Below are 26,350 nucleotides of genomic sequence, written 5' to 3' on the forward strand. Positions count from 1 at the left end.
ACTATATCTGCTTCCTATAGCAGGACGTCACTAAAATCGTGTCATTGGTCAAAATCGTATAGGCGTCCTTTATTTTCTTTGTAACTTTTTGGTATGAAACCGATTCATTTCCTTTACCTCCTTGCTCTGGCTAAGATACTTATGCCTTTCATATTACAGGACCCTCAATGGGGGCCACATCGCGACGAGTTCCTATACCTTGCGGAAGCCCGGCATATGGCCTGGGGTTATATGGAAGCGCCTCCCCTGCTATCCGTCTTTGCCTGGCTTACCAACCTAATGGGTGGCGCTATGTGGGCGATAAAAATATGGCCTTCGCTGATGGGTGGCCTTACGTACCTACTGGTAGGCCGCCTGACGCTTCATCTGGGTGGGCGCTGGTTTTCTCTTATATTGGCATGGATGCCTTTTGTGGCAGGTGTTTGGCTACGGATGCATTTCCTCTTCCAGCCTAACTTCCTGGATATATTCTGGTGGACGGCCATCGCATATAGCCTGGTAAGGTTTCAACAAACAGGGAAAAACAAATACCTCTATCTGGCAGGACTCAGCATAGGCCTGGGTATGCTCAGTAAATACACGGCTGCTTTTTATATCGTTGGGCTGCTGGGAGGGCTGTTAGTTACCTGGAACAAAAAAGTATTCTTCAATAAACATTTCTATTTTGCCATGGGACTGGGTTTCCTAGTATTCTTGCCCAACTTATGCTGGCAGATAATTCATGGCTTCCCTATTGTTTACCATATGAAAACCCTTCAGGAAAGCCAGCTTCAATACCTGAGCCCCTGGAGTTTTGTGACGGACCAGTTGTTGTACAACGTGGCCACTATCGCTACGTGGGTAACCGGCCTTATCTATGTGGCCTATACGAAACAATACCGTTTCATCGCCTGGGCATTTATAATTACGCTGGTGCTGCTGATACTCGGCCATGGCAAAAGCTACTACTCACAAGGAGCCTATCCTATATTGTTTGCTTTTGGAGCTGCCCGGTTGGAAACCTGGGCCCACACCTGGTGGAAAACAGGTATGGTTGCATTTTCCCTCTTCATTGGTTACAGAGAGTTACCGCTCCTATTACCTACAAAGGCGCCGGCGCCCCTATCAAAATACTATGAGCAACATCAACTGGCTCATATGGTAGGCGCCCTTCGCTGGGAAGATCTTCGGGACCATGCCTTACCACAGGACTATGCAGACATGTTATCCTGGGAAGAGATGACCCAAAAGGTTGCCAAAGCATATTCCTCGCTGGATAGTACAGAGAAAGCACATACCCTGCTTTTCTGCGATAACTACGGCGAGGTCGGAGCAGTGAATTATTATGGCCCAAAATATCAGCTGCCAGCCGCTTATAGCGACAATGCCAGTTTCCTTTACTGGATGCCGGAAAATTTCGACCAGTTCCAGGTAATGGTGCTGGTTACTGACGACCGGCAGGAAATGCAGCATGCTTTCATCAAAGAGTTCAGAGAGGCTCATGTGATAGATAGTATCGCTAACCCATTTGCAGTTGAGTATGGGTCATTGATCATCGTGCTGAAAGGCCCCAGTCCTGTACTACAGGCTGCATTCAGGGATAAAATTGAACGGGGCAGACTTAAAACTACCGCACAGGGCAGCATGCAGGCGCTGAAGCCCAATGCCCTGGAATCGGGAGGCGCTTTGCATTGAAGCAAATCACCAGGCTAAAGCCTTATGAACTTTGATGGCAACGCGATTATCATAAATGAGTGATTTTGCACAGCTGTTTCCTTTGAGATGGCATTTATTTAGATATTAATCTAAATTTCAATTTATTAGCTGGCGGCGCGGGATATCGTAACTTGCTGTAAATTAGAATAGTACTACTATCATTAAAAATAGTTTAATATCTTTGCACCGCAATTTAAGATTATGCTAGAAAATTTGAAAGTAGGAATACTAGGAGGTGGCCAGTTAGGTGGTATGCTTATCAGACATGCCATAGATTTTGGTCTCAGCATTTCGGTAATGGATAAAGACCCTAATGCGCCATGCACACGATATACTTCTTTATTTACTTGTGGCAATCCTACTTCCTATGAAGATGTTCTGGCATTTGGTAAAGGCCTGGACGTGATTACCATAGAGATGGAAGCGGTTAATATCGATGCTTTGCGCGAACTGACCCAGCAAGGAGTTAAAGTATTCCCTTCTCCTGACACTATTAAAACGATTCAGGATAAATATACTCAAAAACAATTTCTGCTCTCCCACAACATACCTGTAGTACCAGGCGTAGCAATTGAAGGCAAAAGTGATCTTCACAATTACGAAAATAAACTACCTGGTTGCCTCAAAAAACGCCGTGATGGCTATGATGGCTATGGCGTTATGGTACTAAGAACAGCGGCTGATATTGAAAAAGCTTTTGATGCACCATGTGTATTGGAAGAATTGGTAGATATCAAACATGAAATTGCTGTAATTGTAGGAAGAAATGAGCAGGGCGAAATCAAATGCTATGATCCGGTGAAGATGATTTTTTCGGAAGAAAAATTCGTACTTGATTTCCAGGAAGCGCCTGCACAAATAGAGGACAGCATTAAAAAAGAAGCGACTGCCCTAGCAGAAAAAATTGCAGACGCATTACAGCTCGTAGGTATTCTGGCAGTCGAAATGTTTGTCACCAAAGAAAACAAAGTCTTAGTGAATGAACTGGCTCCAAGACCACATAACAGCGGTCATCATACCATAGAAGCCAGCACCACCTCACAATATGAACAATTGCTTCGTGCAATTCTAGGTATGCCACTCGGTGACACTGGTCTTCATCTACCATCATTAATGATGAACATACTTGAAACGGAAGCATTGAGTGCAAACAGACAGGAGAAGCTCCAGCGCTTATTAGCAATACCAGGTGCACATCTGCACTGGTACGGCAAATCAGGCGGCAAGCTGGGAAGAAAAATGGGACATATCACCATTACTGACAGCACAATGGAAAACGTTGTTGCCAAGGCTGAAACTATTCGGAAAATTTTAAATTAAAAAATATGAAACAGGTAGAAGTAGGCATTATTATGGGCAGTAGTTCAGATGCGCCTATTATGAGTCAGGCAATCGAGGTGTTGAAAAGATTCGATATCGGTTATGAATTTAACGTGGTATCAGCGCACCGCAGCCCTCAGCGTATGTTTGAGTATGCAGCTGCTGCTGAAGAACGCGGTTTGAAAATCATCATCGCCGGCGCTGGTGGCGCTGCTCACCTGCCAGGCATGGTAGCCGCTATCACCACTTTACCTGTAGTGGGCGTACCTATCAAATCGTCCAACTCCCTGGATGGTTGGGATTCTCTCTTATCAATCGTACAGATGCCAGGTGATGTTCCTGTAGCCACTGTAGGTGTTAACGGTGCACGCAATGCCGGCTTACTGGCAGTGCAAATCCTTGCTACCCACAACCCAGCGCTAAGAGAAAAACTCGCAGCCCTGAAAAAAGAAAATTATGAAAAGGTACTGAAGCAAAATGATACCTTAGATCAATTTGCATAATCCTTTCACAAACCTTATCATCTCCGATCATCTGGTTTGAAAATATACTTTAAAAAGACAGCATGGTTTTATGACTATGCTGTCTTTTTGTTTTAAGAATATGCTGCAAAATAGCAACCGCAGCAGCTTTATAGCCGATATAAATAATGAGAATTTCCAACTTTTTTGAATAGCTGGTGTTGTCCTGCTATAAAAAGATTGTGAAGAAATTCTTCAACATAGTCATCTGTATCGCGCTCCCGCTTATCACCGGCGGCGTATCTGCCTATATAACGGCTCAGCATGTACGAACCTGGTATCCATCTCTCATTAAGCCATCCTTCAACCCTCCTAATGCCATATTTGCGCCAGTTTGGACGGTGTTATATATCCTGATGGGCATATCACTCTACCTTGTACTACAACAGCCTAAATCCAACGAACGCACAAAAGCTATCATTCTATTCGGGATACAATTGTTCTTTAATTTCTGCTGGAGCATTCTATTCTTCCGATTTCAGTTAATAAGCGTGGCACTCATCGATATCTTACTCTTGTGGTTTAGTATCGTATTCATGATCCGACAATTTTACAGGGTAGCTGCTACCGCTGCAAACCTGCAATGGCCCTACCTCGCATGGGTAAGCTTTGCAACAATATTAAACGCTTCTATCTGGTATCTGAATTAATGCAACTCAGCTTTCATTTTTTCTGGCATAAGAATCTATACGTGATAATAACTACTGCTTCACCAATAATCTTCACGTACCATGGATCTTTCTGATATTATCATCAACAAAATCCAGCAGGAAGGGCCTATCTCCTTCCATACGTTCATGGATATATGTCTTTATCACCCCGACCATGGCTATTATACAAGCACAGGTGATAAAATTGGACGGGATGGCGACTTCATCACCTGTAGCAGCCTGACCAGTTCCTTCGGCGCCACCATTGGCAAACAGATGGAGGAGTTATGGCACATCCTGGGGAGAAAAGACTTCACCATCGTAGAATACGGTGCAGGCCAGGGTTTGCTTTGTTATGACATGCTGGAGTACCTAAAAAATAATAGCTGTCTTTATGATCAACTCCATTATTGTGTTATAGAGAAAAGAAAAGATTCACCTGTCAGATCACTATCAGAGAAGATCGTAATTTATAATACCATTGAAGAAATACCAGGTAATATTGATTGTATTTTTTCCAATGAGCTGATAGATAATTTTCCCGTACACCAGGTTGTAATGGAAGATGAATTGATGGAAGTATATATTGATTATGATCGACAGTTTACAGAACTACTTAGGCCCGCTGCGGCGCCACTACAGCAATATTTCCAGGAGCTTCAGGTAACCCTACCCAAAGGATACCGCACAGAGGTAAACCTCGATGCCATTAACTGGATAAAACAAATAGGTCATCATCTCAAAAAAGGTTTTCTGATAACGATCGACTACGGCGCGTTATCAGAAGAGCTGTATAAACCACGCAGAAGTTGTGGAACTGTGCTTTGTTATTGCAAACACCAGATCAGCGAAGATTACTTCTGTAATATAGGGCAGCAGGACATTACAGCTCATGTCAATTTCAGTGCATTAAAACATTGGGGAGAAATGGCAGGGTTAAATACCAATGGTATTACTTCTATGGGCTGCTTTCTGCAAGCCCTGGGATTTAAAGAACTATTAAGGAGCGCCAATGAAAGAAATAAGAAGAGCATACTACAAATGGCGATGGATGAATCTTACATCAGCTTTACATTAATTTTTGAAATGGGCAGCAAATACCAGGTACTCATTCAATCTAAAAATATCCCTGCTACAAAAATAACAGGTCTTCCTTAGCCTCTCTCTATCAATAAAAAGGAATGGATCTCCCATGAGACCCATTCCCTGCATCCGCTTGTTTAACAACAAATAAACATCATTGCAATCAACAATAACAACAGTAATAATAAAAGCCAATAAAACCAGCGTTTCCATTTTTTACCATCATCTCCTGTTGCTGCCGGACAAGGATCTGCGGTTAATACCGGCGGCCGCTCTGGCTGACCAATGATCACACCTGGTCTTCCGCCAGATGCCGGATCGAAGGTCACATTCACCGTATAAGTACCGTCACCGTTATCCGTTACACCATTTACAGTGTTACCTCCAGCACCACTTATATCAATGTCTCCGGCACGTCCTGGTCCGAGATTATTACCATACTTATCTTTTGGCGTTATCACCACTTTCACCTGTTGCTTGCCATCTGGCAACGTAGCCGTAACGGTGGTTTGCACACTGGTCTTGGAACCATCAATGCCACAATCCACATGGATACTCCAAACGGTCTCCCTTGTTGCAGTACAGCCTTCTCCGTATTTTGCCTGTGCATAAAACGTATAGTTACCTTCCGTACGAAGGAGGTCATTCAGCTGCAGACCAAATAAGCCATGTGATTCAAATACACCGCCTGTATTGGCAGGATCATCCAGCAGGCTATGTACTTCATCCACATATTTTACAACGGGGGTACCTCCTGCTTCCAAAGCCATCAGGGTGGCTTGTCTTGAAGGAATCGTATCCGCATCAAGTGAAATGCCCTCTTTTAATTTATTCCTGCTTAAAATATTACCAACGCTATCTCCCGGACGCGTAACCGTGACTTTTATATCTACATTATCCGGAACATCGCCATTGGCATATCTTATCATCATCATTGGGTTGAAGGTATCGCCGGTATAATATTTCTTCCTGAGACCCGTGAAATATAACAGCGGCCCTCCTTTCGCAATAATGTTGATGAAATAGTTGAGGTCTACCTGTGGTGGAGGGAACTCTCCTCCGCCATATTCGCGATGCATGATCACCTGCCAGGTACCATCACGCTCACCCATATACGGAAGATTTATCCGCATGAAGGTCCAGGTGTTACCACTCGCCGTTTCCACACCACTGGTGCCAGGAATGATAGATTTTCCGCCTGGTGTAATCACTTCAATATATAAGCTGGAAGCTGCATTATCCCAACCAGCAACCACCGTCACTGTTTCTTCACCACATACAGAAAACGTGACAGGATTGGATTTCGGCGTAGCCGCAGGCAGGAAGTAATTCGGATCCGAAAGTGTTCCTGATGCAAAAATATTTCCGAATGCCATGGCGAAATATTTTTTCAGGGCCAGTGGATCGCCAGCTCTGGTATAGATACCATTATGCCTTTCAGCGAGGCGACTGAGCAAAGTGCCGTCCAGACTCGATTCTGTACCGAAGCCTATAACGTTGATGTCTATATCACTAAGCGTAGGCTCAATGGTGTTAATCATCGGTGGCGTGTTTTGCAAGCCATCCGTCATGAGCAGGATGGTACGTTGATTACCTCCTGGAGGAGGGAAATAGAGATTCGCTGACTTCAGACCACCTCCAATGGTAGTATTGCCACCAGGAGTGATACCGCCCACTATGCCAGAGGAATATGGCGCCGGGCCTATCAATAATTGCTTGGCCGCTGCCGTCACTGGTGTAACGCCAAAATCTGGTGATGCTGGCGGCACAGGTGATGTAGTACTGAAGGAAACCAGTCCTATCCTATGACCAGCGCCTGCGTTGATTAATTGCACAAAGAGAGAGGTCGCATCTCTGGCTTCTTCAATTTTTGTTTTGCCTGTACCTGCTGCCATCGACATACTCCCTGAACGATCAAAAACGATCATGATGTCTTTGGCAGTCACTGGCGGCGGAGTGGCCGCTATGTCTTGCATCGCAGTGGCTACTGGAAAATAAGTCAGGCTACAAGGCCCTCCATTAGAAAGGACTCCTAATATTCTTCCACTGGTATCAAACAATCCTGAACCAGAGCTACCGCCAGAAACGTCCAGGTTGACACGAATACCAGCGCTGCTGCTATTTAGCACCGTCGCAAAGGAAGGGTGTGGGACAGATAACTTTTTCACCGAACCATTAGGATGGTGTACCCCAAAAATCTGTTCTCCCACTGCCGGCAGATCTGGCCGCATCGCAATCGGTGCAATGGGAATGCCTGCTACAGGCGTTTTCAGCTGAAGTACACAGTAATCATACCCAGGAAAAGAAGGGTCCAGGTAGCGGTGTTTTATCAGTTTTTTCACCTTATAGAACATAGGGCTGTATCCAGCTGGTCTGGCACCACCACAAGTGGTTTCGTAGTTAAAGATCACTGAGGCGCTACCAATTTCCAGTGCGTTATCAGAGATACAGTGTCCCGCGAAGATGATCAGGTCTGCGCCTATAAGCGTAACAGAGCAGGTAGATAGTACATCCTGCCCCAACGAAGCTTCGTGGTCAGCATGAATGATCATACCCACGCTGCGGGCCACTACCCTGCGTATATCCGAGGTATCTGATTCGCATTGCAGGTTTTCCCAATTGGGATTGGGAGGATTACAAAACCAGAACGGATCATATATGGGTTCTACATAATTAGCATCCAGCAGGAAAGGATCACTGTTGGAAAGAGCAGAGGGGTCCTGGATTCCGGCATGCCTTTCACCGCGGCCGTATGCGATCAGGGTAACACTGCCATTGGATGCGCCATTGGTAATATACCTGATAGGGATATTGCCGCCGGCAAAGGCGGTTACATTGATAGGACGCGTCCAGAAATCAGCGCCATCAGCGGAGGTGAAGACATCCATATCATAGCCCAGGTCTACCTCCAGCCTGTTATTGGCTGGCAGTACCGCACCGCTGAAATGAAGGATGGCGAATTTGAGTCCTCCGGGAGGAGGCGCAGGATCAGGATGAAACGTAGTGGTAGAAATGCCTGCATCAGGCCCGATAATTAACGGTACGGCCAATGTCTGCACAGTACCTGTAACATGTGACATGGGGTGTTGTTTTAAGGATGATGAAAAATTGGGGTGCTACATCATTGAATGTAAATTACCTAGTAATGATTATACCGGTCGGAAAGTGCTCAAATTTGGGGTGTAACTTCTTCTTAAAACTATAATTTGACTATTAAGTTAGTACTAATTGTCGATATCAGGCGATTTTATTTTTTACTATTATCTGCATGATTATCACCTTGCTGTTGCCACATTTAAATGAAAACAGCCTTCAACAAATAATGTTGAAGGCTGCAATTATAATGCTGTTATAAAATACTATCGTACATCTTTCAGGTTAATATCTACCTTATCACCATCTTTCTTAATGGTAACATATTCTTCTATTTGAGCAGTAGCGCCGGTGGCGCCATTGGCAGTATTATACACGTTATTGGACGACAATACGGCGCCGCTGGGATGCATTAAATAATTGGTACCTGCGTAATAGGAGTAAGAATATTTGTGCGTATAGCCGAAGGAGGTAAACAATATATATTCACCAGGCATGAGGTTCGTAAACTCAAAATGACCTTTATCATCGTATACGGTTGTGGTTTTAACGCATGCGGCAACATTAGGATCGATAGGCACTTCAGGCAGTTTTTTTCCTTTCCTGATTTTCTTGTTCACTGCTTTCCATTCATCAAGGTAGAGCGAGTTAGGAAGTATCGACACTACGGTTCCTCTTGGTGCAAACTGTGCCCTGTTAATATTCAGTACTTGTCTACCGCCTCCACTATGATCTCTGGCGAATGCCGTGCCCTTAATCACACTATTTCCATTCTCTAATTTCTTCAGGTTGACATCTTTATCAAAGCGGCTTTCTATCGGCTGATAATCTAATTCCTCATCTACACAAATCTCTGTTGTACCCCCACCCACAGGCATCTCCCTTTGCCATATTCTATGCTCTTTTTTATCGATGATATAAGTGTAGACAGCATTTGATTCTACCTCCAGCACACTTACCAGCCAGCTTTCGTGGTTACCTGTTTTAGGGGAACGTTGCATATAGCTTTTTACATCTTTAATAATGTAATCAGATAATACGCTATCCGGACTTTTATCATAATAAAACTGTGTAACAGTAGCCTTATAACCAACATCCAGTGGCAGCGTAGTGAAAAGCATTTCTGCCATGTTGAAGTCAACATATTTACCCGCAGGCTTTATCGTCAATTGCTTGTCTTTTCCCGCTTTCAGATCGCGGTATTTTCCTGTCACAGTACTTCCAAAAGTCAGGTCCAGGGTATTCTTCAGGCTATTGGTTTTATAGCTGACAGGAGATAGTGTTTTTGCATCAGCAACAGAAGTTCTGCTTCTATACCATTCATCTTTCTCATCTTTATAGTCTACTGCAAATTTCAGTTCATTTCCTGAAATAGTTAATTCATTTAAATAAGTACCTTTTTTTGTCCAGTTGTTATCTTTTACATAATAAATCGTGTAGAGAGATTTTCCAGGTTTCAAACGGTTGGTATTGATGTCTGGGTTACCGGGCAAAACAGTTTTCTGGGCAACGCTGGCAAATGGCAATAACAGCAGGAATATAGATTTTAATGGAAATTGCATACAGTCCGTATTTTCTTACCTAATTATAATGATGCCTATCATGGGCCGCCATCTATCGATGTGATGCTGTTGGCTGGCTTTCCGGATATGGCTTATTTCCTAAAGTTTGATGCAAAAGGCATTCACTGACCTTTTTAAAGCAGGGGCAAAAATAACCACTTTTATTTTACAATGAAATAGATACGGATTTTTATCTGACAAATATTTTTATGGATAGTTATCCGATCATTGGATATAGATCGTATAATCGGCAACGTTATTAGCTTAGATCGCTATTGTTGATATTTCTTTCTGTAATTTACCGGCGACATCCCCGTATATTTCCGGAACACTTTTCTGAAGGCGTTAATATCGTTGTAGCCAATGTCAAAGATTACCTCATTAATCGTTTTAGAGCCAGATTCCAATTGCTTTTTAGTGGCTTCTACCTTCACTCTTTGTATATATTCCAACAACGAATTTCCGGTAGATTTCTTAAATCTTCTCTCAAATGTTCTGCGGCCAATACCAAATTTCCTGCTTACTTCATCGATAGTAAATCGTTTATCAGGATTGTCTTCGATGTACTGCTGCGCCTTTAGTACTTCCTGATCATCATGATTTTTCTGACCCATGAAAATGAGGAATTGATGCTGGGTTTTCCTTTCGATATCAATTTCAAACATTTTTGACGCCAGTACAGCCATATCCCTGCCCAGGTGTTTTTCAATAATATACAGTAGCAGATTTAAATAGGAATACGTTCCACCACTTGTATAGATGCCGTTTTCATCTGTGATGATAACATCTTCCATTAGACGCACGCTGGGAAACATCAACTCAAAATCATTCTTAGCAGCCCAATGTGTTGCACATTTTCTACCATCCAGCAGGCCTGTTGATGCCAGGAAAAAAGAGCCTACACAAAGACTCGCTATTTCGGCGCCCTGCTGATACTGATGACTTACCCATTCACAGAATGCTTCATTAGACTTCAACGTTTTAGGAAAATCACCGCAAATGATAGGAATGATGACCAGGTCCGTCTTTGTGACATCAGCAATCGTTTTGTCAGCGTTGATGGTATATAATGCCCCGTTTAAAGAAGTCTGCGCTCCCAACCCTACCACTTCAATCTTATAAAAAGGCGGTTGTCCTTTATATCTAAGGAAGTCATTTATTCTTGAAAACAGTTGCAGACTCCCGTCGATACTGGTCATGGTAGCATCCTGTAGCGCAAGAATGGAAATATGTTTCATGTACCAAATTTAGTGAAAATAGCTGTCGCAAATGGCATATAAGATTGTCATTCCTGCCGTACCTATCCTTCCTAAGATCCAGGTAATTTTGTGATAAATCAGTAAAAATGAAACGAATATTGACTGCGGCCATCAGTGGCACTATTGTCCTTTTCCTGTGGGGCGCCTTATCCCATCTTATCTTGTTTATAGGTACAGGATTTACACCACTGCCCAAAGAAGATACCGTTATCCAGACATTGGAGAATGCACTTCCGGGCCAGGGGCTATACTTTTTTCCTGGAAAGGATTTCAGACGAACCACAGCTGAACAGGAATCTGCATTTGAGAAGAAATTTGAAACAGGCCCGGTAGGCATGATTATTTATCGGCCTGTAGGTGGCAAACCTTTCTCACTGAATAAATTATTGACACAGTTCATCTGCTGCCTGATCACCAGCTTGATAATTTCATTTACAGTATCAATCATGACCGGCTCCTATCAGCAACGTGTATTGGCCGTCAGTCTCCTCGGAGCTTTATCCTGCGCATCGGTAAGCAGCATTTATTGGAACTGGTATGAATTTCCGACCAGCTTTTTTTTAGCGCAATGCATGGATCAGTTAATTGGAGCCATTCTGGCGGGCCTGGTCATTGTTAAACTAATTCCAGCACCTATTGCATATAAAAATTAAACAAGCAATCATATGGCTATAATCAATGCATATCTCACATTCGATGGCAACTGCCGCGACGCAATGATGTTTTATAAAGAATGCTTTCAGGGAGAACTGATACTGCAAACCGTAAAGGGCTCTCCCATGGAAAGCGAGTGGCCAGCGGAATACCATTATAAAATTTTGCACGCCTCTTTACAAAATGAAAACCTGACCTTATTAGCAACAGATATGGTGGAATCATCAGGGTTGATTAATGGCAACAACATTTCTTTATCGTTGATCTGTAAAACAGAGGAAGAGATTAAGTATTTATTCGAAAAACTGGCAGAAGGCGGAACTGTCAAATACCCGCTGCATACCTTTTATGGTGGAATACTCGGCGGAATAACAGACAAATTCTGCATTAACTGGATGTTGAAATTGTAATATCCATGTAAATACACTCTCCGCTCCTTACGCTAACATATCTTACGATTTTAAAAATAGGAAACTGCATTACCTGCTATCACTGTAAATATCTCCCCGAAATAAAATAGCCACCAGATCTAACATCTGATGGCTATTACAAAACATATAATTACATTATTCAAATCTCCATCTGCAGTTGCTTCCAGAAGCCCTGTTTTCCTGTAGCGGTAATCACCAGAGCCCTGGAATTGGGCATTCTCCGGACCCAATCATCTTCCAGCATTTTCTTTAACAAAGCATTGCCCAACGAACCTGCCAGATGAAATCGTCTTTCACTCCAGTCCAGGCATGGACGTAAAAATGGACGCCGCTGCGTCAATAATCCTGCTTCTATTCCAAATTCTTCAAAGAAGGACTTTCCTGTCTCGGTTATACACAACTTATCATTTTCCAGTAGGATGTAATTCAATGCAATCAGTCTGTCAAACAATTTAACGCCTGTTAAACCAGCCATATGATCATAACAGGTACGGCAATATTTTACCGGCTCCGGCTTTGTAGCATGCGGGGTTGCCGGCTTCGGCGCCAGGGCAGACATAGCCTCAATCGCATAAGCAATTTCTTGTGTGGCAAAACTGTAGTATTTGTGCCGGCCTTGGCTGTTCACTTTCAGCAACCCTGCTTCCACAAGCTTACCCAAATGCATGCTGGTGCTTTGTCGGGAAGCATCCGCAACGATGGATAGCTCAGTGGCAGTATAAGCCCTGCCATCCAATAAGGCCCACAACATTTTCATTCTTGAAGGATCTCCTAATATAGAAGCCATCCTTTCCAGTTGTTCCTTTTCCATGATTCAAAGATAAATCAATGCATACTGCAACAGTTCAATCTATCATGAACTGTCCGGATTTTATTCATAATAATTTTGAGGTAGATAATTGAACAGATATGAAAAATAATGTCATAAAAATAGAAAGCCATTTGCCACAGCTCAAACTCGCCATGCTGCACATGCCTGCCAAAACAAAAGTAGGTAATACGCCTATTTTATTTATTCATGGCGCGAGCTTTCCTTCCGCATTGTCATTCGGATTTCAGATGAGTGGCTGCTCCTGGATGGATCATCTATCAGATCATAATTACGAGAGTTATGCTTTGGACTTCCTGGGCTATGGAGATGCAGACAGATATCCTGAAATGAGCCATGATAAAGGATTACCAACAGGACGCTCCACGAGTGTGTATCTCGATATAAACAAGGCTATTGATTATATTCTGCAACAGGCGCAGCAGAGACAGGTTATCCTGATCGCCCATTCATGGGGCGCTTCTGTGGCTGCACTATATGCAGAGAAATTTCCGGAGAAGATCGAAAAGCTAGTCTTATTTGCCCCCATCACTCCCAGCGATGATAAAGCCACTCCTATTATTCCTGACCGTCCCTATGATAGTCTGACGCCCGACCAGCGCGTGCAGGCCATGGTAGACCTGACGCCTGCAAATGAATCGAACCAACTGGAACCTGAATTATTTCACCAGTGGAAAGAAGATTGGCTGCAGTCGGATATTACAACAGAAAAAATCAACGGCAATGTGATTCATTTTCCATCGGGACCATTGCATGATATCGCTGACCTCAGGCTTGGCAAAAGCTTTTTCAACGCAGCTAACATTCACGTGCCTACGTTGATTATCCGTGGAGAATGGGATGCATGGCCTAATAACAACGATGCCTTGCAGCTGCTACATTCTTTGCCGGGAAATATTTCCAAACAATATATTGTAATTCCTAAGGGCACACACGTGATGCACCTGGAAAAATGCCGGCATCAATTATACACATCCACTTTACAATTCATTGCTGCAACTCCGCCGGCAGCCAATAATACCAGCATTGCAGTAATATTTGAGGTAATACCAAACGAAGGTAAAAAGCAGGCCTATTTAAATATAGCAGCGGATTTGAAACCAACGTTGACGCAGATGGATGGATTTATCTCTATTGAAAGATTTCAAAGCCTTAGCCATCCTGAAAAAATATTATCACTTTCTTTCTGGAGAGATGAGGAATCGATACTGGCCTGGCGTAACCTGGAGCTGCATCGCCATGCGCAAAGTCAGGGCCGGAATGGCATATTTAAAGACTACCATCTTCGTATAGCCCATGTAGTGAGAGATTATGGCATGTTCGAAAGGCAGGAGGTGCCAGCGGATAGCCGTTCTTATCATGCGCATGCACACTAATGAATTGTGGTAGATTCCTGGAGGGGCAGCCTTACAGGAATCTACCTCTTCCTTGCTATCATTCCCTTACTTTTTTCACGAAAGAAGCAATAGCTTCGCCGATTTCCAAGGGGCTGTCTTCCTGTAGGAAATGTTTTCCTTTTACGGTAAGTTCGGATTGATTGGGCCAGGTACTGCAAAATTTCCGAAGACTGTCATTCTCCACTGCGCCAGGATTGCCGTGGATCCAGAGTTTGGGCAGCTGGCTTTGTTGCAGCCATTTGCCATAGGCTTTCACTATTGCGGTGACATCTGCCGGCGATCCATCCAGGGATATCTGGCGAGGGAAGGCTAAGGTAGGGCGGCGATCTTCTCCTTCCTGGAAATATGGACGGCGGTATTCATTCATTTCGGCTTTGCTAAGTTCCCGGACGATACCTGCTGGCAATACTTTCTCTATAAATACATTATGTTCCAATACCATCTCCTCTCCTGCTGGCGTTCGTAATGCGCGGAATAAGTCACGCATTTTAGGTTCAAATTCTTCCCACATAAATGGAATGGCTAATGCTTCCATATGAACGATGCCCTGCACGCGTGCAGCATGCTGACTTGCCCAATCGAAGCCTAATACGGAGCCCCAGTCATGCAGTACCAATATTACGTTTTTATCCAGCTTCAATTCTTCCCAAAGTGCAAAAAGGAAAGCGCGTTGCTCCTGGTAGGAATAACTCTCAGGGCCTGCAGCAGATATTTTTTCGGAGTCGCCCATGCCAATCAGATCGCAGGCTATTAATCGGCCAAGGCCCTGGCAATGCGGCATAATATTCCGCCATAGGTAGGATGAGGTAGGGTTACCATGTTGAAATACAATAGGATCGCCTACACCTTCATCTATGTAGGCCATGCGGTGGCCTTTTATCTCAATAAATTTCTTTTCTGCAAAGGGTTTTTCGCTGAAAACAGGCTGTACGTTTGCTTTGTGTTCCATTGTTTGATGATTTTATACTACAAAGCAACGATCATAACGCAGGCCAGAAAATAAGGTACATTAAGATTTTTTTCGAAGAAGATTTGCTTTCATCTGGCTAAAAAATTCTGGTGTAACACCTATATAAGAGGCAATATATTTTTGTGGAATACGGCTTTCGAGATCAGGGTACGACCTGGTAAACAGTTCATACCTGCCATCAGCAGGCTGGGAGAGGTTGGCACTGATCCGGGTTTGATGAAATACAAAAGCATTCTGAAACAATATCCTGAAAAAGCGCTCAAATTTCGGCGCCTGCTGAAACAGGACGTCCAGGTTGTCTTTACTGATTTGCAGTAAAGTAGTGGGTTCCAGCGCTTCCAGGTTATTGACGCTCTCTTGCCCGGACAAAAAGCTATACAGATCACCGCTGCACCACCAGTCTTCCGGCGCAAACATCAATACATGTTCTTTGCCATTAGCATCGATGGTGAAAGTACGCAGGCAGCCGTTGATAACAAAACATTGTTGCCTGGCAACGTCGCCTTCTTTCAGCAACAACTCTTTCCTTTTAAATGTCTTCAGAACGGCGAGCGACAGGAACAATTCTGTTTCTTCCTTAGTAGGCTCAATATGCCGCTGCAGGTTCTTTAATATAGCCTCGTACATCTGTAATGATGGCGTTTGTTTATGGAGATGCAGGAATTATCTGATTCCCGATTTCTATTGGAATTTAATAAAAAAAAGCATTATACGATCGCGTATAATGCTTTTATAATTATTTTAAACAAATGAAATCGCCATCCAGCTTTAGTTTGCAGACGATCTACTTTTCACATAGTTAACGATATCACTGATAGTATTACAATGCTGCATTTCGTCCAGGTTGGCTTCAAATCCAAATTGTTCTTCTAATTTAGAGACAAGCTGAACTGCCAGGATAGAAGTCATTCCTAAATCTTGTAATGATTGATCCGGATTAATATTCCCTGCAGGAATTCCGGCCAGGTTGCTAATCGTATTAATTACCTGTGATGTAGTGGGCTGTTCCATCAGAAAATGATTTTTTTGAAGGTGAAAATTGTTGATAAAAAAGGGTTATTCCATAAAAAGTTATAGATAACGCTCTTCCTCAAAAATGGTTCAATGGAGCAGCTATATGAGTGGGATGGATTTTCTTCTATAATAAAATGGAAAGATAATCACGTATTAAAACATCAGGCATCCACATCCAGTTCATTCACCATCTTAATATATTCGTATTGTAAATCCTCATGCAAGGTTTCAATTGCTTTCACTGATTTCTTTAATAACTGCATGTAGATATTCAATATTACCTGATTCTTCTTACTTACCATGGCAGCGTCTTTCATCTGCTGACATATGTATAGGAGCAGCTCCGCTTCTGTTTCTTTACTGCCCACATAGCGTATATACTTATTCGTTATACGGATGGTTTTTCTTAGTTTCTTTTTTGCGAGATAAGATTTATCATGGTTTATTTCTGTAAATGCCTCATCTATTTCTGCTTTAACTGCTGCTATATATGCTGGTAAATCATCTGCTTCAAATAAAAGATAAGTGAGTAGCTCTTTATTATCTGCCTTAAATTTCACTAACCGCAAACACAAAGCCGTCAAGGTGGCGGGTGGTAAATTTTGTAATTCTTTCTTAATATCGTTTACTGATGCGGATTTCATAAATTCTCAATTATTCTTTAGGCGCTGGCACTGCTTTTCCTGCTAACCAGGAATTAAAGATAGTATAGAAAACGGCCATAATAATAGCTCCTTTAAAAATTCCTGTAAACCCCCATGCAGTAAGGCCTCCCACTACTCCCAGGAACAGAACCAGAAAGGGCAGCTTGCCGCTTTTTGCTATGAGCAAAGGTTTCAGGATGGCTTCTCCAATTTGTAAGCCAGCACCATAGATAACCAAAAACAAGGTGGTACCTGGATGTCCTTGGGTGGCCATCCATATCATTACAGGCACCCAAATAACGAGCGGCCCTATCTGAATTAATACCACCAGGAATACCAGAGCAGACAAGCCTAAGGCAAACGGTACGCCACCAATAGCAAAACCTATCCATGATACAATACCTGTAATAAAAGCAGTACCCATCACACCAATGGAAACACCTTTTACAGCCATGATGGTGGCATCCAGTAATTCTTCTCCGTCTCTCTTGCCTAATAAATGCTGAATAGCTGATTTCACTGGCCGCACCGCATTTTCGCCTGCTACAAGAAAGAATGCGGATATGATAATTCCTAATAACAACTGCACCGCAGCTTCAATGATGCCTATGCCGCTGCTGATCACCTGCTTCACCACCAGACTTATTTGCCTTTCATGACCAGTTAGGGTGGCATGCGGACTCTCTTGCAGACTCCGCCAGTAAGCGTTTATATCAGGCCCCAAAAAAGGAATGTTAACCAACCAGTTTGGTAAGGGTGGCAGTCCATTTTGACGCGTGTCGTTGATCCATTCAACGATATCCCGCATATGCGCGCTGAGCGCACTGATAATATAAGTTACCGGCAATGCGATAATGGTCACCAGGATGATAGCGTAACAAACAGCCACCAGTTTGCGCCGGCCTTTGAATTTCATCACCGCTCTTTCAAACAGGGTATGGAAAGAGACAGAAAATATCAAAGCAAATGTGAGCACGCCAAAGAAAACATGCAGTACTTTATATAGTGCCAGCAGTAAGCCTAGTAGTAATAGTAATACCAGAATCGTTTCGATCAGGTTCCTGGAGCCAGGGCGAAAATGTACATTCATAAGCGGTACTTTTCAGTACTATGAATTTACTACTTATATGTCATCCGTAACGCAACGATTTCAGTGTTTACAGCCCTGGCCTGAAAAGGGATTGCCTACATAATTATTATTCCGTTATATGCATGACCAGCTTGCCATTGACCCGCTGTTGTAACAACAGTTGTGCAGCATACACTATCCGGGTCCATGGAAGTTCGCTGTCTATCGGAAGTAACAGCTTCCCTGCTGTTACCATTTCTGCAAGCTTTTCCAACAGCGGTGTACTTGGATATAAAGGCTCTCTGCCAAGCCATACGCAACGGATATTATGCAGCGGCCATCCGGTAGCCCTCACCTCCAAGCTGGTAGGCTGCCGCGAAGAATTACCATAATTAACACCGCAGCCATTACGAGCCAATGCTGAAAGTGCCGTTGCCAGCGTATCTCCACCCACAGCATCCCAAACTATATCATATTCACCAGCCGCTTTTGCTGTATGAATGTTGCTAAATATAGTCGTAGCCGTTAGCCCCTCTTTTTCCAGTTGCTGCGCGAGCTCAGCACGGCTGCTGACTGCAAATACTTTTGCGCCGGCCATGGCTGCTATCTGACACGCGAAACGCCCTACGCCACCCGATGCGCCGGTGATCAGGACACGCTGGTCTTTGATGTCACCACTTGCACCCAGACAAGCCAGGGCCGTCATGCCTGCAATCGGCAAACAAGCCGCTTGTGCCGCAGTGATGGCCTCCGGAATTTCAGCCATTAGTCCGCCGGGACAAGCGAGATATTCGGCCCATGAGCCTTTGGCGATGTAGCCGAAAACGCGGGTGCCTGCCGGAGGGGTACTACCGTTAGTAGCAGCTTTCACTATCACGCCAGCAAAATCCCATCCAGGGGTATAACAGCCGGTGGCAGCCAACGCAGTGCGGGTTTCGCCCTGATTAAGCGAAAAGGCATTCACTTTTATCAGTGCTTCATGTGGCGCAGGAACGGGAATGGCTGTTTTACGGATGGTGAAGCTGGCCTCGGTACCTGGTGTGGTAAAAATGGCGTTCATCAAAGGATCAAGAGCAGACGTATTATTTTCCATCGAAATAAGTTTCGACCAAAACTAACGTGCACGCCTATGGTAAATGTTGATTTGCATCAACAAATGCAGTCTTATTTAATGGTATGACGCAATCTGCTGAGGGTCTCCTTCGTAATGCCGAGGTAGTTGGCAAGGATATGATGAGGTATACGCAAAAAAAGCTCAGGAGCAGTATTCATTAGTTGTTCATAACGCAGTTGGGGTGTTTCATAATAAGAAGCTACCAGTCGCTCCATGGTATAACAGGCTGTTTGCTCTGCAAGATGCCGGCCAGCTTTCTGCCATGCCATTGACCTGTCAAACAGTTTCAGCAAACTATCTGCCTCCATACAAATCATCGTGGTATCTTCTACCGCAATAATATCTACATCGCCGGGCTTTTGCATCAGGATACTTACATAATCTGTCACAAATTCATTTTCAATAGCGAAATCAAAGGTTTTCTCCATGCCATTGAGGTTCTTCACCCATCTTACGCAGCCCTGTAAAATAAATCCAACAGATTTACATTGTTTGCTTGCGGTTTGAAAATATGTTTTCTTGTTAAAATGTTTGATAGATAAGAGATCATCCAGGTATTGCCATTCCTGCTCATCGAAACTTGCCAGTTGCCCCAGGTAGGCGTGCAGCGGTGCGTAGTCCCATTCCGTATTGGTAGCCATGGTCGATTTACAACTAATTTCTGAGTAATGTTTTGGCCTGCTCAATAATCTGCTCCCGCTTGGGCGAGACGATATAATGCGTCCAGGAATCGCGGCTAGGTCCAAGGAAACGATATAGCACCTGTACCGCAATATGTGCGTTTAATGCTTCCCGTATATCCGCGTATTGTATGACAGTATTGATGCTGAAATAGAGCTCCAGCATACGCCTGATGGTTTGCTGCATGGCATCTGATTCGAAATACCATTGATGAATCAGTAATTCGCTCAGCAGATAAGACAAGTCATAAATTGGATGACCTATATGCGATTGCTCAAAATCGATGATTCCAATGGCTTCTGTACCCTCGTTCAGCACAATATTTCTGGAATTGATATCACCATGTAATACGCAGTATTGCTGTAATTTATAGTTATCTGCGAGGAGACGCACCAGCGCGGCCAGGTCTGGCTCTAATTGCCGGGAGAGTTCATAGTATTGCAAGCCAAGCTTATAATCGCGGAAGGTAGTATTTCGATACAGGAATTGCTCCGTATAGGCGGTTACGTTATAAGTTGCGGTATGTAAGCGGGCAAGAACACGGGCAACCGCCACCAGTGCAGTTACCGGAACTTTCCCCGTGGAAAGGTAATCTATCAATGGTCTGGCATTGGCAACAGCTGCAATCACCAATGTATTACTGCTTTCATCCTGGCGGATTTCCGGAACATGCGCTTTATTACCTTCCATTCGCCGACAAAGGTCATGTACCTTATAAGCCAGCTGACGACGTTGAGTAGCAGGAATCTCCGGAGGACTAAATATCCCACTCACCTGTTTATCAAGATATTGCTTCACATACCAGGTCTGTTGTTCATCGCTGATTCGGTATACCTGGTTGAATAGCCCGCCAGCTACGGAATGTACAGATACCTGATCCAGCTTTATATGTAGTCTTTCCTGAAAAAATTGCTTCCAATAGGATATGTCATTTGTTTGCTGCATGGTAAATAAAATAGAAAAATTTTGCCAACACTTTAATTATTTTAATTCATTTACACTTAACACAAACATGGCTTCTAAAAAAATGAAAATGGAATATCGATGTAAGATTTTATTTATTACTACCTCCTGATATATTCTACTCTATATACAATTGGAAGCTTAATTGTAAATTGTCCTGAGGGTAAAGGGGCATTATAATCTTTCGAAAAAATAACCTGTTCATTTATACCAGTTGCCGGTTTTGAAACGAAGGTCGACATTTGAAGCACAGGATTTGGCCGATCAAAATCAGGATGAAAAAGCAGATTTTGAAACATCTGATTATATACATCAATACTATTTGTAGTAAAAGTCAGCCTGTATACAATATTTTTGACTCCACCCGCAACATAATTTTGGTTTTCTATGACCACCTTCTCACTTGAATTCTTGATATTATCATAATTAAAGTCGTAAAACCTCATGTCAGCAGAGGAAACATTAGGAATAAAACTTGTGAGAGGGTATCCTAAAAGTTGTAATGAATCGGTAGCATCCACATATCCACGACCATTAATGTGATAAGGATTATTCATTAGGCGGCCAATATTTAAAATGCTTCCTATGGATATCTGGGAATAAGATTTTTGAAAAAATAAAATAATGAAACAGAAAATTAATCTTTTCATCTTAATAGGAATTTCAATAAAAATATCCTTTTTGCTCTAAAATCTAAAATAGTGAGCAATTATTTAACGCATTCTGTATTCAATTCCGATTAATCAATCTATTATCAATGATTTATAAAAAATTCCGGAAATAGATAACCATGGAAATTCTCACGGCACCTACCTGTGGAATAGAATCGCTATTGGCGTCCGTAACACTCAACATTATCAATGCAACGCCCTTTGTCATCAGTAGCTATCTGTTGTCTCTAGCTACAATTAAGAGCAGAGATGATCATCAGGTGTTCTTTCCTGAAAAAAGGATAACGTAACCGATTGCTTAAAATGAATAAAAAATTGCAGAATTTATCTCTAAACAAACATCTCACTTAAAAATCCTCACTTAACGTACATGGTCATACGAAGCAATACAATAAGGCTTCATCTTTTCTTCCCATTCCGGAACAGCAGTATACTCGTCCAGCTTTTTAAGAAAAGTCGCCAATTCAAGCTCAAAAAGGGTTTCAGGATGCGCCTGGCCTAGCAGCAACTTCAGGTGGTTTTCTCCTTTACCATTGACATGCGTTTTATAAGGCGCCCACTCAAAATGCTGAGGGTAAGCATCGTGGATTAATTTTATTATCAACAACCCTGTATTAACTGCCCGAAACCGGCGTATATCCATAACATGCAGCATGATGCCTTTACAGGAACGACCGAGATATCGCCCGGATTCTGGCACAAAATCAATTTCGCGCGCCACCACAGCATCCCCTGCATGCTCATTAAATAGTGTAGCCATTTCCGTTGCATTCATCCACGGCGCTCCCACCACCCTGAATGGAACCGCTGTTCCCCTTCCCTCACTGATATTGGTGGCCTCCAGAAAACAAAGACAAGGATATAGCAATGCTGCCTCAAAACCATTGATAGCAGGCGATGCGGGCACAAATGATGTGCCCCAGTCGGTATAAAACATTTGGCGCTCCCAGTGCTCACAATTGATCACCTCCAGGTCAGCACCCAGGTTCCTGACGGCATTGAAGTACCTCGCCAATTCACCCAAGGTACAACTATGACGTACCGGTATCGACCATCTCCCTATGAAGCTTGCTGCCATGGCTTCATCCAACATAGGCCCCTCCGCCAGCAACATCTCACCGGAAATTGGGTTAGGTCTGTCCAGTACAATTAATTTCTTATGATACCGTGCGGCGGCTTCCAATGTGTAAGTAAGTGTCCATAGATAGGTGTAAAAGCGACTGCCAATATCAGGAAGGTCCACCAACAGCACATCCAGGTCCTTCACATCATCTTCGGCCGGCATTAGTCTTTCTCCATATAAACTCACAACAGGCAACCCCGTCAGCGTATCACTCCCACTTAACATGAAATGACCATCAGGACCAGTAGTATCAAGTCCGTGTTCAGGAGAGAACAGTCTTACCAAATTGAAACCCGCTTGTATCAATGCTTTCCGCGAAGAAATAAAGGAAGAGGTAACTGCAGCATTGTTAGTAACAAACCCTATCCGTTTGTTTTTCCAAACAGGAGCAAGTGCTAATAGTTGGTCAATACCGAATTGAATGGAATGCTTCATCATCCAATTTACGAATAATAATTTCTACCCCATACATGCCAGAATCGTTTCTATCACTCGCTTGGTTTCGTGTATATCCCGCACGGCGATAGATAAAGCGCCTGCCTGCTTTGCCGGATAATCATTACCACCCGGATAAATAGCATCGCCAATAAAAATCATATCAGCAATGGCTATACTTAAAATTTCGTTTAATTTCTTTATCCCATAAGCCTTGTCTATACCGGCTCTCGTGACATCAATAGAAGTAGTGCCGCCAATATTGATAGAAAAGCCTGCTAGCGTTTGATCAAGTATTGCCTTGATCTTTTTCCGCTTGGCACTATCGGGATCCCATACACGCTTTGCTTCTAACGGCGCCTGCTGCCCTAATGCGGAAAAAGTAATCTGGCTGCCCCTATCTTCAATCTGCTCACCCCATGTTTGTGGCACAGTATAACCAGTTGTCTGCACAGCAGCTTGTATGGCCGCAATGATACGCGATTTTTCTTCCCGCGTAAAATCCTCTGCATATAGCTGCTGCCAACCGCTTTTAAGGTCTTTGATACTATAGAATTTTGTACCGCTGGTAGGCAGCAAAGATAAATTCGTCCAGTTTTCATTTGCCGGCAAATTACCCAGTACCTGCGTTTCAAACTGTTGCCAGTTGCCACCAGAGATAATCGCCACCTTAACAATGGCCAGCAGCCTGTTTATCAAGGCAGCCATCTCCTGATCAATAGCGGATTTACTTTCTGCAATAGTACCATCGAGGTCAAACACAACTAGTTTTTTCATATGACATTGCTGTTAAAAAAATATTCACTGCAAATCATTCTGTTTAAGAAAAAACATACCTGACATCGCTTTTGTTTGACGATGACAAACCGTTGAAACCGCTTAACACTCCATCATGCCCCCTACGCTGGATATATCCTTACCTGGTATATGGAAAGATATTTTTTAAAAGTCTCTCCACGTATGCCCTCTTTCAATACCAGGTCTACTTTACATGCCAACAAATCCTGCAAGCCTAACCAGATGCGCAGCAATCTCCTGGCCGTTTCTACTGCCGGGTCAGGCCGCAGGTCTATCCATAAATCAATATCACTGCTACCAGGCCTGAACCGCCCATCGATGACAGAGCCGAAGGCATACAGCTCGGCAATACCATGACTTTCACAGAATACCCGCAATGCCGGCAGCCGATCTTTCAACTGGGCATGCATTATGACTTCCATGTTTCCTTTATTCTACTCAGTAAATATTCATCCGCAATAAGGTTATCTTCCGCCAGCAGATTAGCTTTGCTGAGAATAACCGTAAGGAGGATGTCGCCTTCATCCGGCAGGAACAGATTCGCATTTTTCACCGAAACTTTCGGTTCAATATGAATATACCTGTCTGATTTTGTATTCCATACTTCGCCGGATCCGATATGAATTTTATAGGCTGCTAATTCGCCCTGTACATGGAGATACTGCTCCACTATCTTGCAACGGCTACCGAAAGCCGTTTGCGGTAGCAGCAACTCCAGGATGTCGCGTCGCACAATACCCATCGGCGATAAGCTTCTTTTCGTATAGGTTTCATAGTAAGTCCTTGCTTTGTCTATAACTTCATTCACCGGCGTGTATTCGTTACCGATAGTAGATACACTGACGATCATATCCAGATCGCGCATTACCTCCGAAAACGCCACCGCAGGCACTTCTGAAATCTTCAGGTCCTTTCTCTTATTTTTGAAATATGCCATACCCGTCACTTGAAGGTATCCGCCAGATGAGGAATATTCATCTCTCCATTGGTCCGCAATTTGGAAATAAGCACCGAGGTTATAAGCAGGTAATTTAATAGTAGAATCTTCATGTGAAAAATCTCCGCAAGACCAGCCCCGCATCTTACACAAGGCATTATATTGTTTTTGCTTTACTACATGTCCTTCGAAATGATCAGCAATCTTATCGTTGTTTTCATTAGGGCGATAGACTTCGCGGAAAGCCTGGCGAAACGGCTGTTGGAGCTGATGTTTCATACAATAATTCCGCCAACTGCTTACCACTTCACTACTTGCGGTTACCGGATGCCAGAGTTTTACGGTGGTATTGGGATCTTCTATCCAATCAAGGGTTTCGCCCCGGCTATTTACGAATCCACCCTGACTATACACAGCGCTGCCTGATTGGGTTCCATTGACAAACTCCCATATCAGCTGTTTGCCTAATGCTCCCGCAAACGGATGTACGATATAATAAGGTTCCCATTCCTCGTATTTCCAGCTGCGGTCATGGCGGTATATTTCTTCCAGCCTATTCTTCTGTAAGGTATACTGGGCCTTTATTTCCTTATGTTGTTTTTTGATAGATGTGATTTGCGCTGATAATGTTTTCTTAATAGGCGCAGGTATTTTCGCTACCGGCATCCCTTTTTCAAACAACCCGATTTCTGCCACTCCTGATTTGATCAGATCTATACCCATGGCATAATTTCCCTCTACTACCATTAACTGGTGACGATGGTTGAAACCCATTTCGGGAATAAACTGTTCTTTGATCGCTTCTGCGCCAGATTTATTGTTCTTTCCGCCAAACTTCGAGATGGCAGTATCTATCGCCTTTTTGTATGTTTTATGTTTGATGGCATCGCGCAGCGCCATTAGTCTTGGTACTGCAAATGCCGGCCCCATACTTGCATAGATCTCTAATACATCTATATATAGTTCAGGAGAAACACGTACTACCTGGTCCATAACATTAAAAAGCACCTCATTTTTAAGTACCATATTGGTATGAAGAGCACCACGTATAATCCTGCCACCAAGGGTATAGAAATAGTAATAACCATCGCGGGTATAGAGCGGGTTTTCTTTGGTATACATATAGTCTTCCGTCAATACTACGCTCACCCAGCCAGGGTTCTGATTTCGCATGATTTTTTCCATACGTTCACGTAACCAATAATCATCCAGCTTTTTAGCATTACGTTCTATTGTGGCCATTTTTTCTGTTAACCAGTTTACTGTCAGGTCAAGGTAAGTTTGATGGCCAATCTTATCCAATACTGCCGCCACCTGATCGTACCAGGCATTATCTGGGCGCTTTTTGTGGTTGTCCAAAGAAAAGAAAAGGGTAAACAGGTCTTCCCATTCTTCTCCTTCCGGCAAGGGGAAATCATACATCGTTCTCATAGGTGA

The 26,350-nt window shown here is 43.3% G+C and carries 26 protein-coding genes; 9 read left to right on the top strand and 17 right to left on the bottom strand.

The genetic code is table 11. From position 1 onward, the window contains the following. Nucleotides 1-93 precede the first annotated feature (93 nt). The 5 genes from ACE38W_RS17775 (at nt 94) to ACE38W_RS17795 (ending at nt 5,344) form a co-directional block, all read left to right on the top strand. Entirely contained in the window at nt 94-1,674 is a 1,581-nt protein-coding gene (locus tag ACE38W_RS17775; RefSeq protein ID WP_375832729.1) for a glycosyltransferase family 39 protein, read from the top strand. A gap of 222 nt (nt 1,675-1,896) precedes the next feature. Beyond that, nucleotides 1,897-3,015: a 5-(carboxyamino)imidazole ribonucleotide synthase gene (locus ACE38W_RS17780; protein ID WP_375832731.1), complete on the top strand. Its 1,119-nt coding sequence runs from the start codon at nt 1,897-1,899 to the stop codon at nt 3,013-3,015. A 5-nt stretch (nt 3,016-3,020) separates the two neighbouring features. After that, entirely contained in the window at nt 3,021-3,518 is a 498-nt protein-coding gene (gene purE, locus ACE38W_RS17785; protein ID WP_375832733.1) for a 5-(carboxyamino)imidazole ribonucleotide mutase, read from the top strand. 200 nt (nt 3,519-3,718) lie between these two features. Continuing rightward, complete coding sequence (locus ACE38W_RS17790) at nt 3,719-4,186, top strand: TspO/MBR family protein (protein ID WP_375832735.1); 468 nt, start codon at nt 3,719-3,721, stop codon at nt 4,184-4,186. Between the two features lie 81 nt (nt 4,187-4,267). Then, nucleotides 4,268-5,344 (top strand): class I SAM-dependent methyltransferase, encoded by a 1,077-nt coding sequence (locus ACE38W_RS17795; protein ID WP_375832737.1) that lies wholly within the window; start codon nt 4,268-4,270, stop codon nt 5,342-5,344. A 62-nt stretch (nt 5,345-5,406) separates the two neighbouring features. Here ACE38W_RS17795 and ACE38W_RS17800 read toward each other — a convergent pair whose 3' ends face one another. From ACE38W_RS17800 to ACE38W_RS17810, 3 genes are all read right to left on the bottom strand, one after another. After that, on the bottom strand, nt 5,407-8,349 hold the full coding sequence (locus ACE38W_RS17800) for a VWA domain-containing protein (protein WP_375832739.1): 2,943 nt from the start codon (nt 8,347-8,349) through the stop codon (nt 5,407-5,409). Between the two features lie 279 nt (nt 8,350-8,628). Then, nucleotides 8,629-9,924, bottom strand: a complete 1,296-nt coding sequence (locus ACE38W_RS17805) for a hypothetical protein (protein ID WP_375832741.1) — start codon at nt 9,922-9,924, stop codon at nt 8,629-8,631. Nucleotides 9,925-10,196: 272 nt separating this feature from the next. Next, nucleotides 10,197-11,162, bottom strand: coding sequence for a GlxA family transcriptional regulator (locus ACE38W_RS17810; protein ID WP_375832743.1), 966 nt, complete (start codon nt 11,160-11,162; stop codon nt 10,197-10,199). Nucleotides 11,163-11,269: 107 nt separating this feature from the next. Here ACE38W_RS17810 and ACE38W_RS17815 point away from each other — a divergent pair, with 107 nt between their 5' ends. Beyond that, entirely contained in the window at nt 11,270-11,836 is a 567-nt protein-coding gene (locus ACE38W_RS17815) for a hypothetical protein (RefSeq protein ID WP_375832745.1), read from the top strand. 12 nt (nt 11,837-11,848) lie between these two features. Next, nucleotides 11,849-12,247 (top strand): VOC family protein, encoded by a 399-nt coding sequence (locus ACE38W_RS17820; RefSeq protein ID WP_375832747.1) that lies wholly within the window; start codon nt 11,849-11,851, stop codon nt 12,245-12,247. A 160-nt stretch (nt 12,248-12,407) separates the two neighbouring features. Here the strand turns inward: ACE38W_RS17820 and ACE38W_RS17825 are convergent, their stop codons facing one another. Further along, nucleotides 12,408-13,079 carry an ArsR/SmtB family transcription factor gene (locus tag ACE38W_RS17825; protein WP_375832749.1) on the bottom strand — a complete coding sequence of 224 codons (672 nt, stop codon included), beginning with the start codon at nt 13,077-13,079 and terminating at the stop codon, nt 12,408-12,410. Between the two features lie 98 nt (nt 13,080-13,177). On the opposite strand from ACE38W_RS17825, the gene ACE38W_RS17830 reads away from it, so the two are divergent. Beyond that, a complete protein-coding gene (locus ACE38W_RS17830; protein WP_375832751.1) occupies nt 13,178-14,473 on the top strand; it encodes an alpha/beta fold hydrolase in 1,296 nt (431 codons plus the stop codon). Nucleotides 14,474-14,531: 58 nt separating this feature from the next. Here the strand turns inward: ACE38W_RS17830 and ACE38W_RS17835 are convergent, their stop codons facing one another. The 9 genes from ACE38W_RS17835 to ACE38W_RS17875 all read right to left on the bottom strand — a co-directional run bounded on the left by ACE38W_RS17835 (nt 14,532) and on the right by ACE38W_RS17875 (nt 21,599). Next, nucleotides 14,532-15,443, bottom strand: coding sequence for a haloalkane dehalogenase (locus tag ACE38W_RS17835; RefSeq protein WP_375832753.1), 912 nt, complete (start codon nt 15,441-15,443; stop codon nt 14,532-14,534). Between the two features lie 60 nt (nt 15,444-15,503). Further along, entirely contained in the window at nt 15,504-16,091 is a 588-nt protein-coding gene (locus ACE38W_RS17840; RefSeq protein ID WP_375832755.1) for a Crp/Fnr family transcriptional regulator, read from the bottom strand. Between the two features lie 141 nt (nt 16,092-16,232). Continuing rightward, a complete protein-coding gene (locus tag ACE38W_RS17845; protein WP_375832757.1) occupies nt 16,233-16,475 on the bottom strand; it encodes an acyl carrier protein in 243 nt (80 codons plus the stop codon). 164 nt (nt 16,476-16,639) lie between these two features. Further along, on the bottom strand, nt 16,640-17,122 hold the full coding sequence (locus ACE38W_RS17850) for a hypothetical protein (protein ID WP_375832759.1): 483 nt from the start codon (nt 17,120-17,122) through the stop codon (nt 16,640-16,642). A gap of 10 nt (nt 17,123-17,132) precedes the next feature. Continuing rightward, nucleotides 17,133-18,212: an AI-2E family transporter gene (locus ACE38W_RS17855; protein WP_375832761.1), complete on the bottom strand. Its 1,080-nt coding sequence runs from the start codon at nt 18,210-18,212 to the stop codon at nt 17,133-17,135. A gap of 106 nt (nt 18,213-18,318) precedes the next feature. Beyond that, nucleotides 18,319-19,284 (bottom strand): zinc-binding dehydrogenase, encoded by a 966-nt coding sequence (locus ACE38W_RS17860; protein ID WP_375832763.1) that lies wholly within the window; start codon nt 19,282-19,284, stop codon nt 18,319-18,321. A 71-nt stretch (nt 19,285-19,355) separates the two neighbouring features. Further along, a complete protein-coding gene (locus ACE38W_RS17865; RefSeq protein ID WP_375832765.1) occupies nt 19,356-19,946 on the bottom strand; it encodes a Crp/Fnr family transcriptional regulator in 591 nt (196 codons plus the stop codon). A 13-nt stretch (nt 19,947-19,959) separates the two neighbouring features. After that, nucleotides 19,960-20,931 carry an aminoglycoside phosphotransferase family protein gene (locus tag ACE38W_RS17870; RefSeq protein WP_375832767.1) on the bottom strand — a complete coding sequence of 324 codons (972 nt, stop codon included), beginning with the start codon at nt 20,929-20,931 and terminating at the stop codon, nt 19,960-19,962. Nucleotides 20,932-21,050: 119 nt separating this feature from the next. After that, on the bottom strand, nt 21,051-21,599 hold the full coding sequence (locus ACE38W_RS17875; RefSeq protein WP_375832769.1) for a hypothetical protein: 549 nt from the start codon (nt 21,597-21,599) through the stop codon (nt 21,051-21,053). A 140-nt stretch (nt 21,600-21,739) separates the two neighbouring features. Here ACE38W_RS17875 and ACE38W_RS17880 point away from each other — a divergent pair, with 140 nt between their 5' ends. Next, nucleotides 21,740-21,910: a hypothetical protein gene (locus tag ACE38W_RS17880; RefSeq protein ID WP_375832771.1), complete on the top strand. Its 171-nt coding sequence runs from the start codon at nt 21,740-21,742 to the stop codon at nt 21,908-21,910. Nucleotides 21,911-21,981: 71 nt separating this feature from the next. On the opposite strand, the gene ACE38W_RS17885 is transcribed toward ACE38W_RS17880, so the two are convergent. The 4 genes from ACE38W_RS17885 to ACE38W_RS17900 all read right to left on the bottom strand — a co-directional run bounded on the left by ACE38W_RS17885 (nt 21,982) and on the right by ACE38W_RS17900 (nt 26,344). Next, the gene (locus ACE38W_RS17885) at nt 21,982-23,181 is read right to left on the bottom strand and encodes an exo-beta-N-acetylmuramidase NamZ domain-containing protein (protein WP_375832773.1); all 1,200 of its coding nucleotides are present in this window, start codon (nt 23,179-23,181) and stop codon (nt 21,982-21,984) included. A gap of 21 nt (nt 23,182-23,202) precedes the next feature. Next, nucleotides 23,203-23,955, bottom strand: a complete 753-nt coding sequence (locus tag ACE38W_RS17890) for an HAD-IIB family hydrolase (protein WP_375832775.1) — start codon at nt 23,953-23,955, stop codon at nt 23,203-23,205. A 122-nt stretch (nt 23,956-24,077) separates the two neighbouring features. Next, entirely contained in the window at nt 24,078-24,398 is a 321-nt protein-coding gene (locus ACE38W_RS17895) for a nucleotidyltransferase family protein (RefSeq protein ID WP_375832777.1), read from the bottom strand. Further along, a complete protein-coding gene (locus tag ACE38W_RS17900) occupies nt 24,386-26,344 on the bottom strand; it encodes a DUF4132 domain-containing protein (RefSeq protein WP_375832778.1) in 1,959 nt (652 codons plus the stop codon). The genes ACE38W_RS17895 and ACE38W_RS17900 overlap by 13 nt, the downstream gene beginning before the upstream one ends. Between the last annotated feature and the right edge of the window lie 6 nt (nt 26,345-26,350).

This window comes from Chitinophaga sp. Hz27 (assembly GCF_042263525.1).
Lineage (GTDB): Bacteria > Bacteroidota > Bacteroidia > Chitinophagales > Chitinophagaceae > Chitinophaga.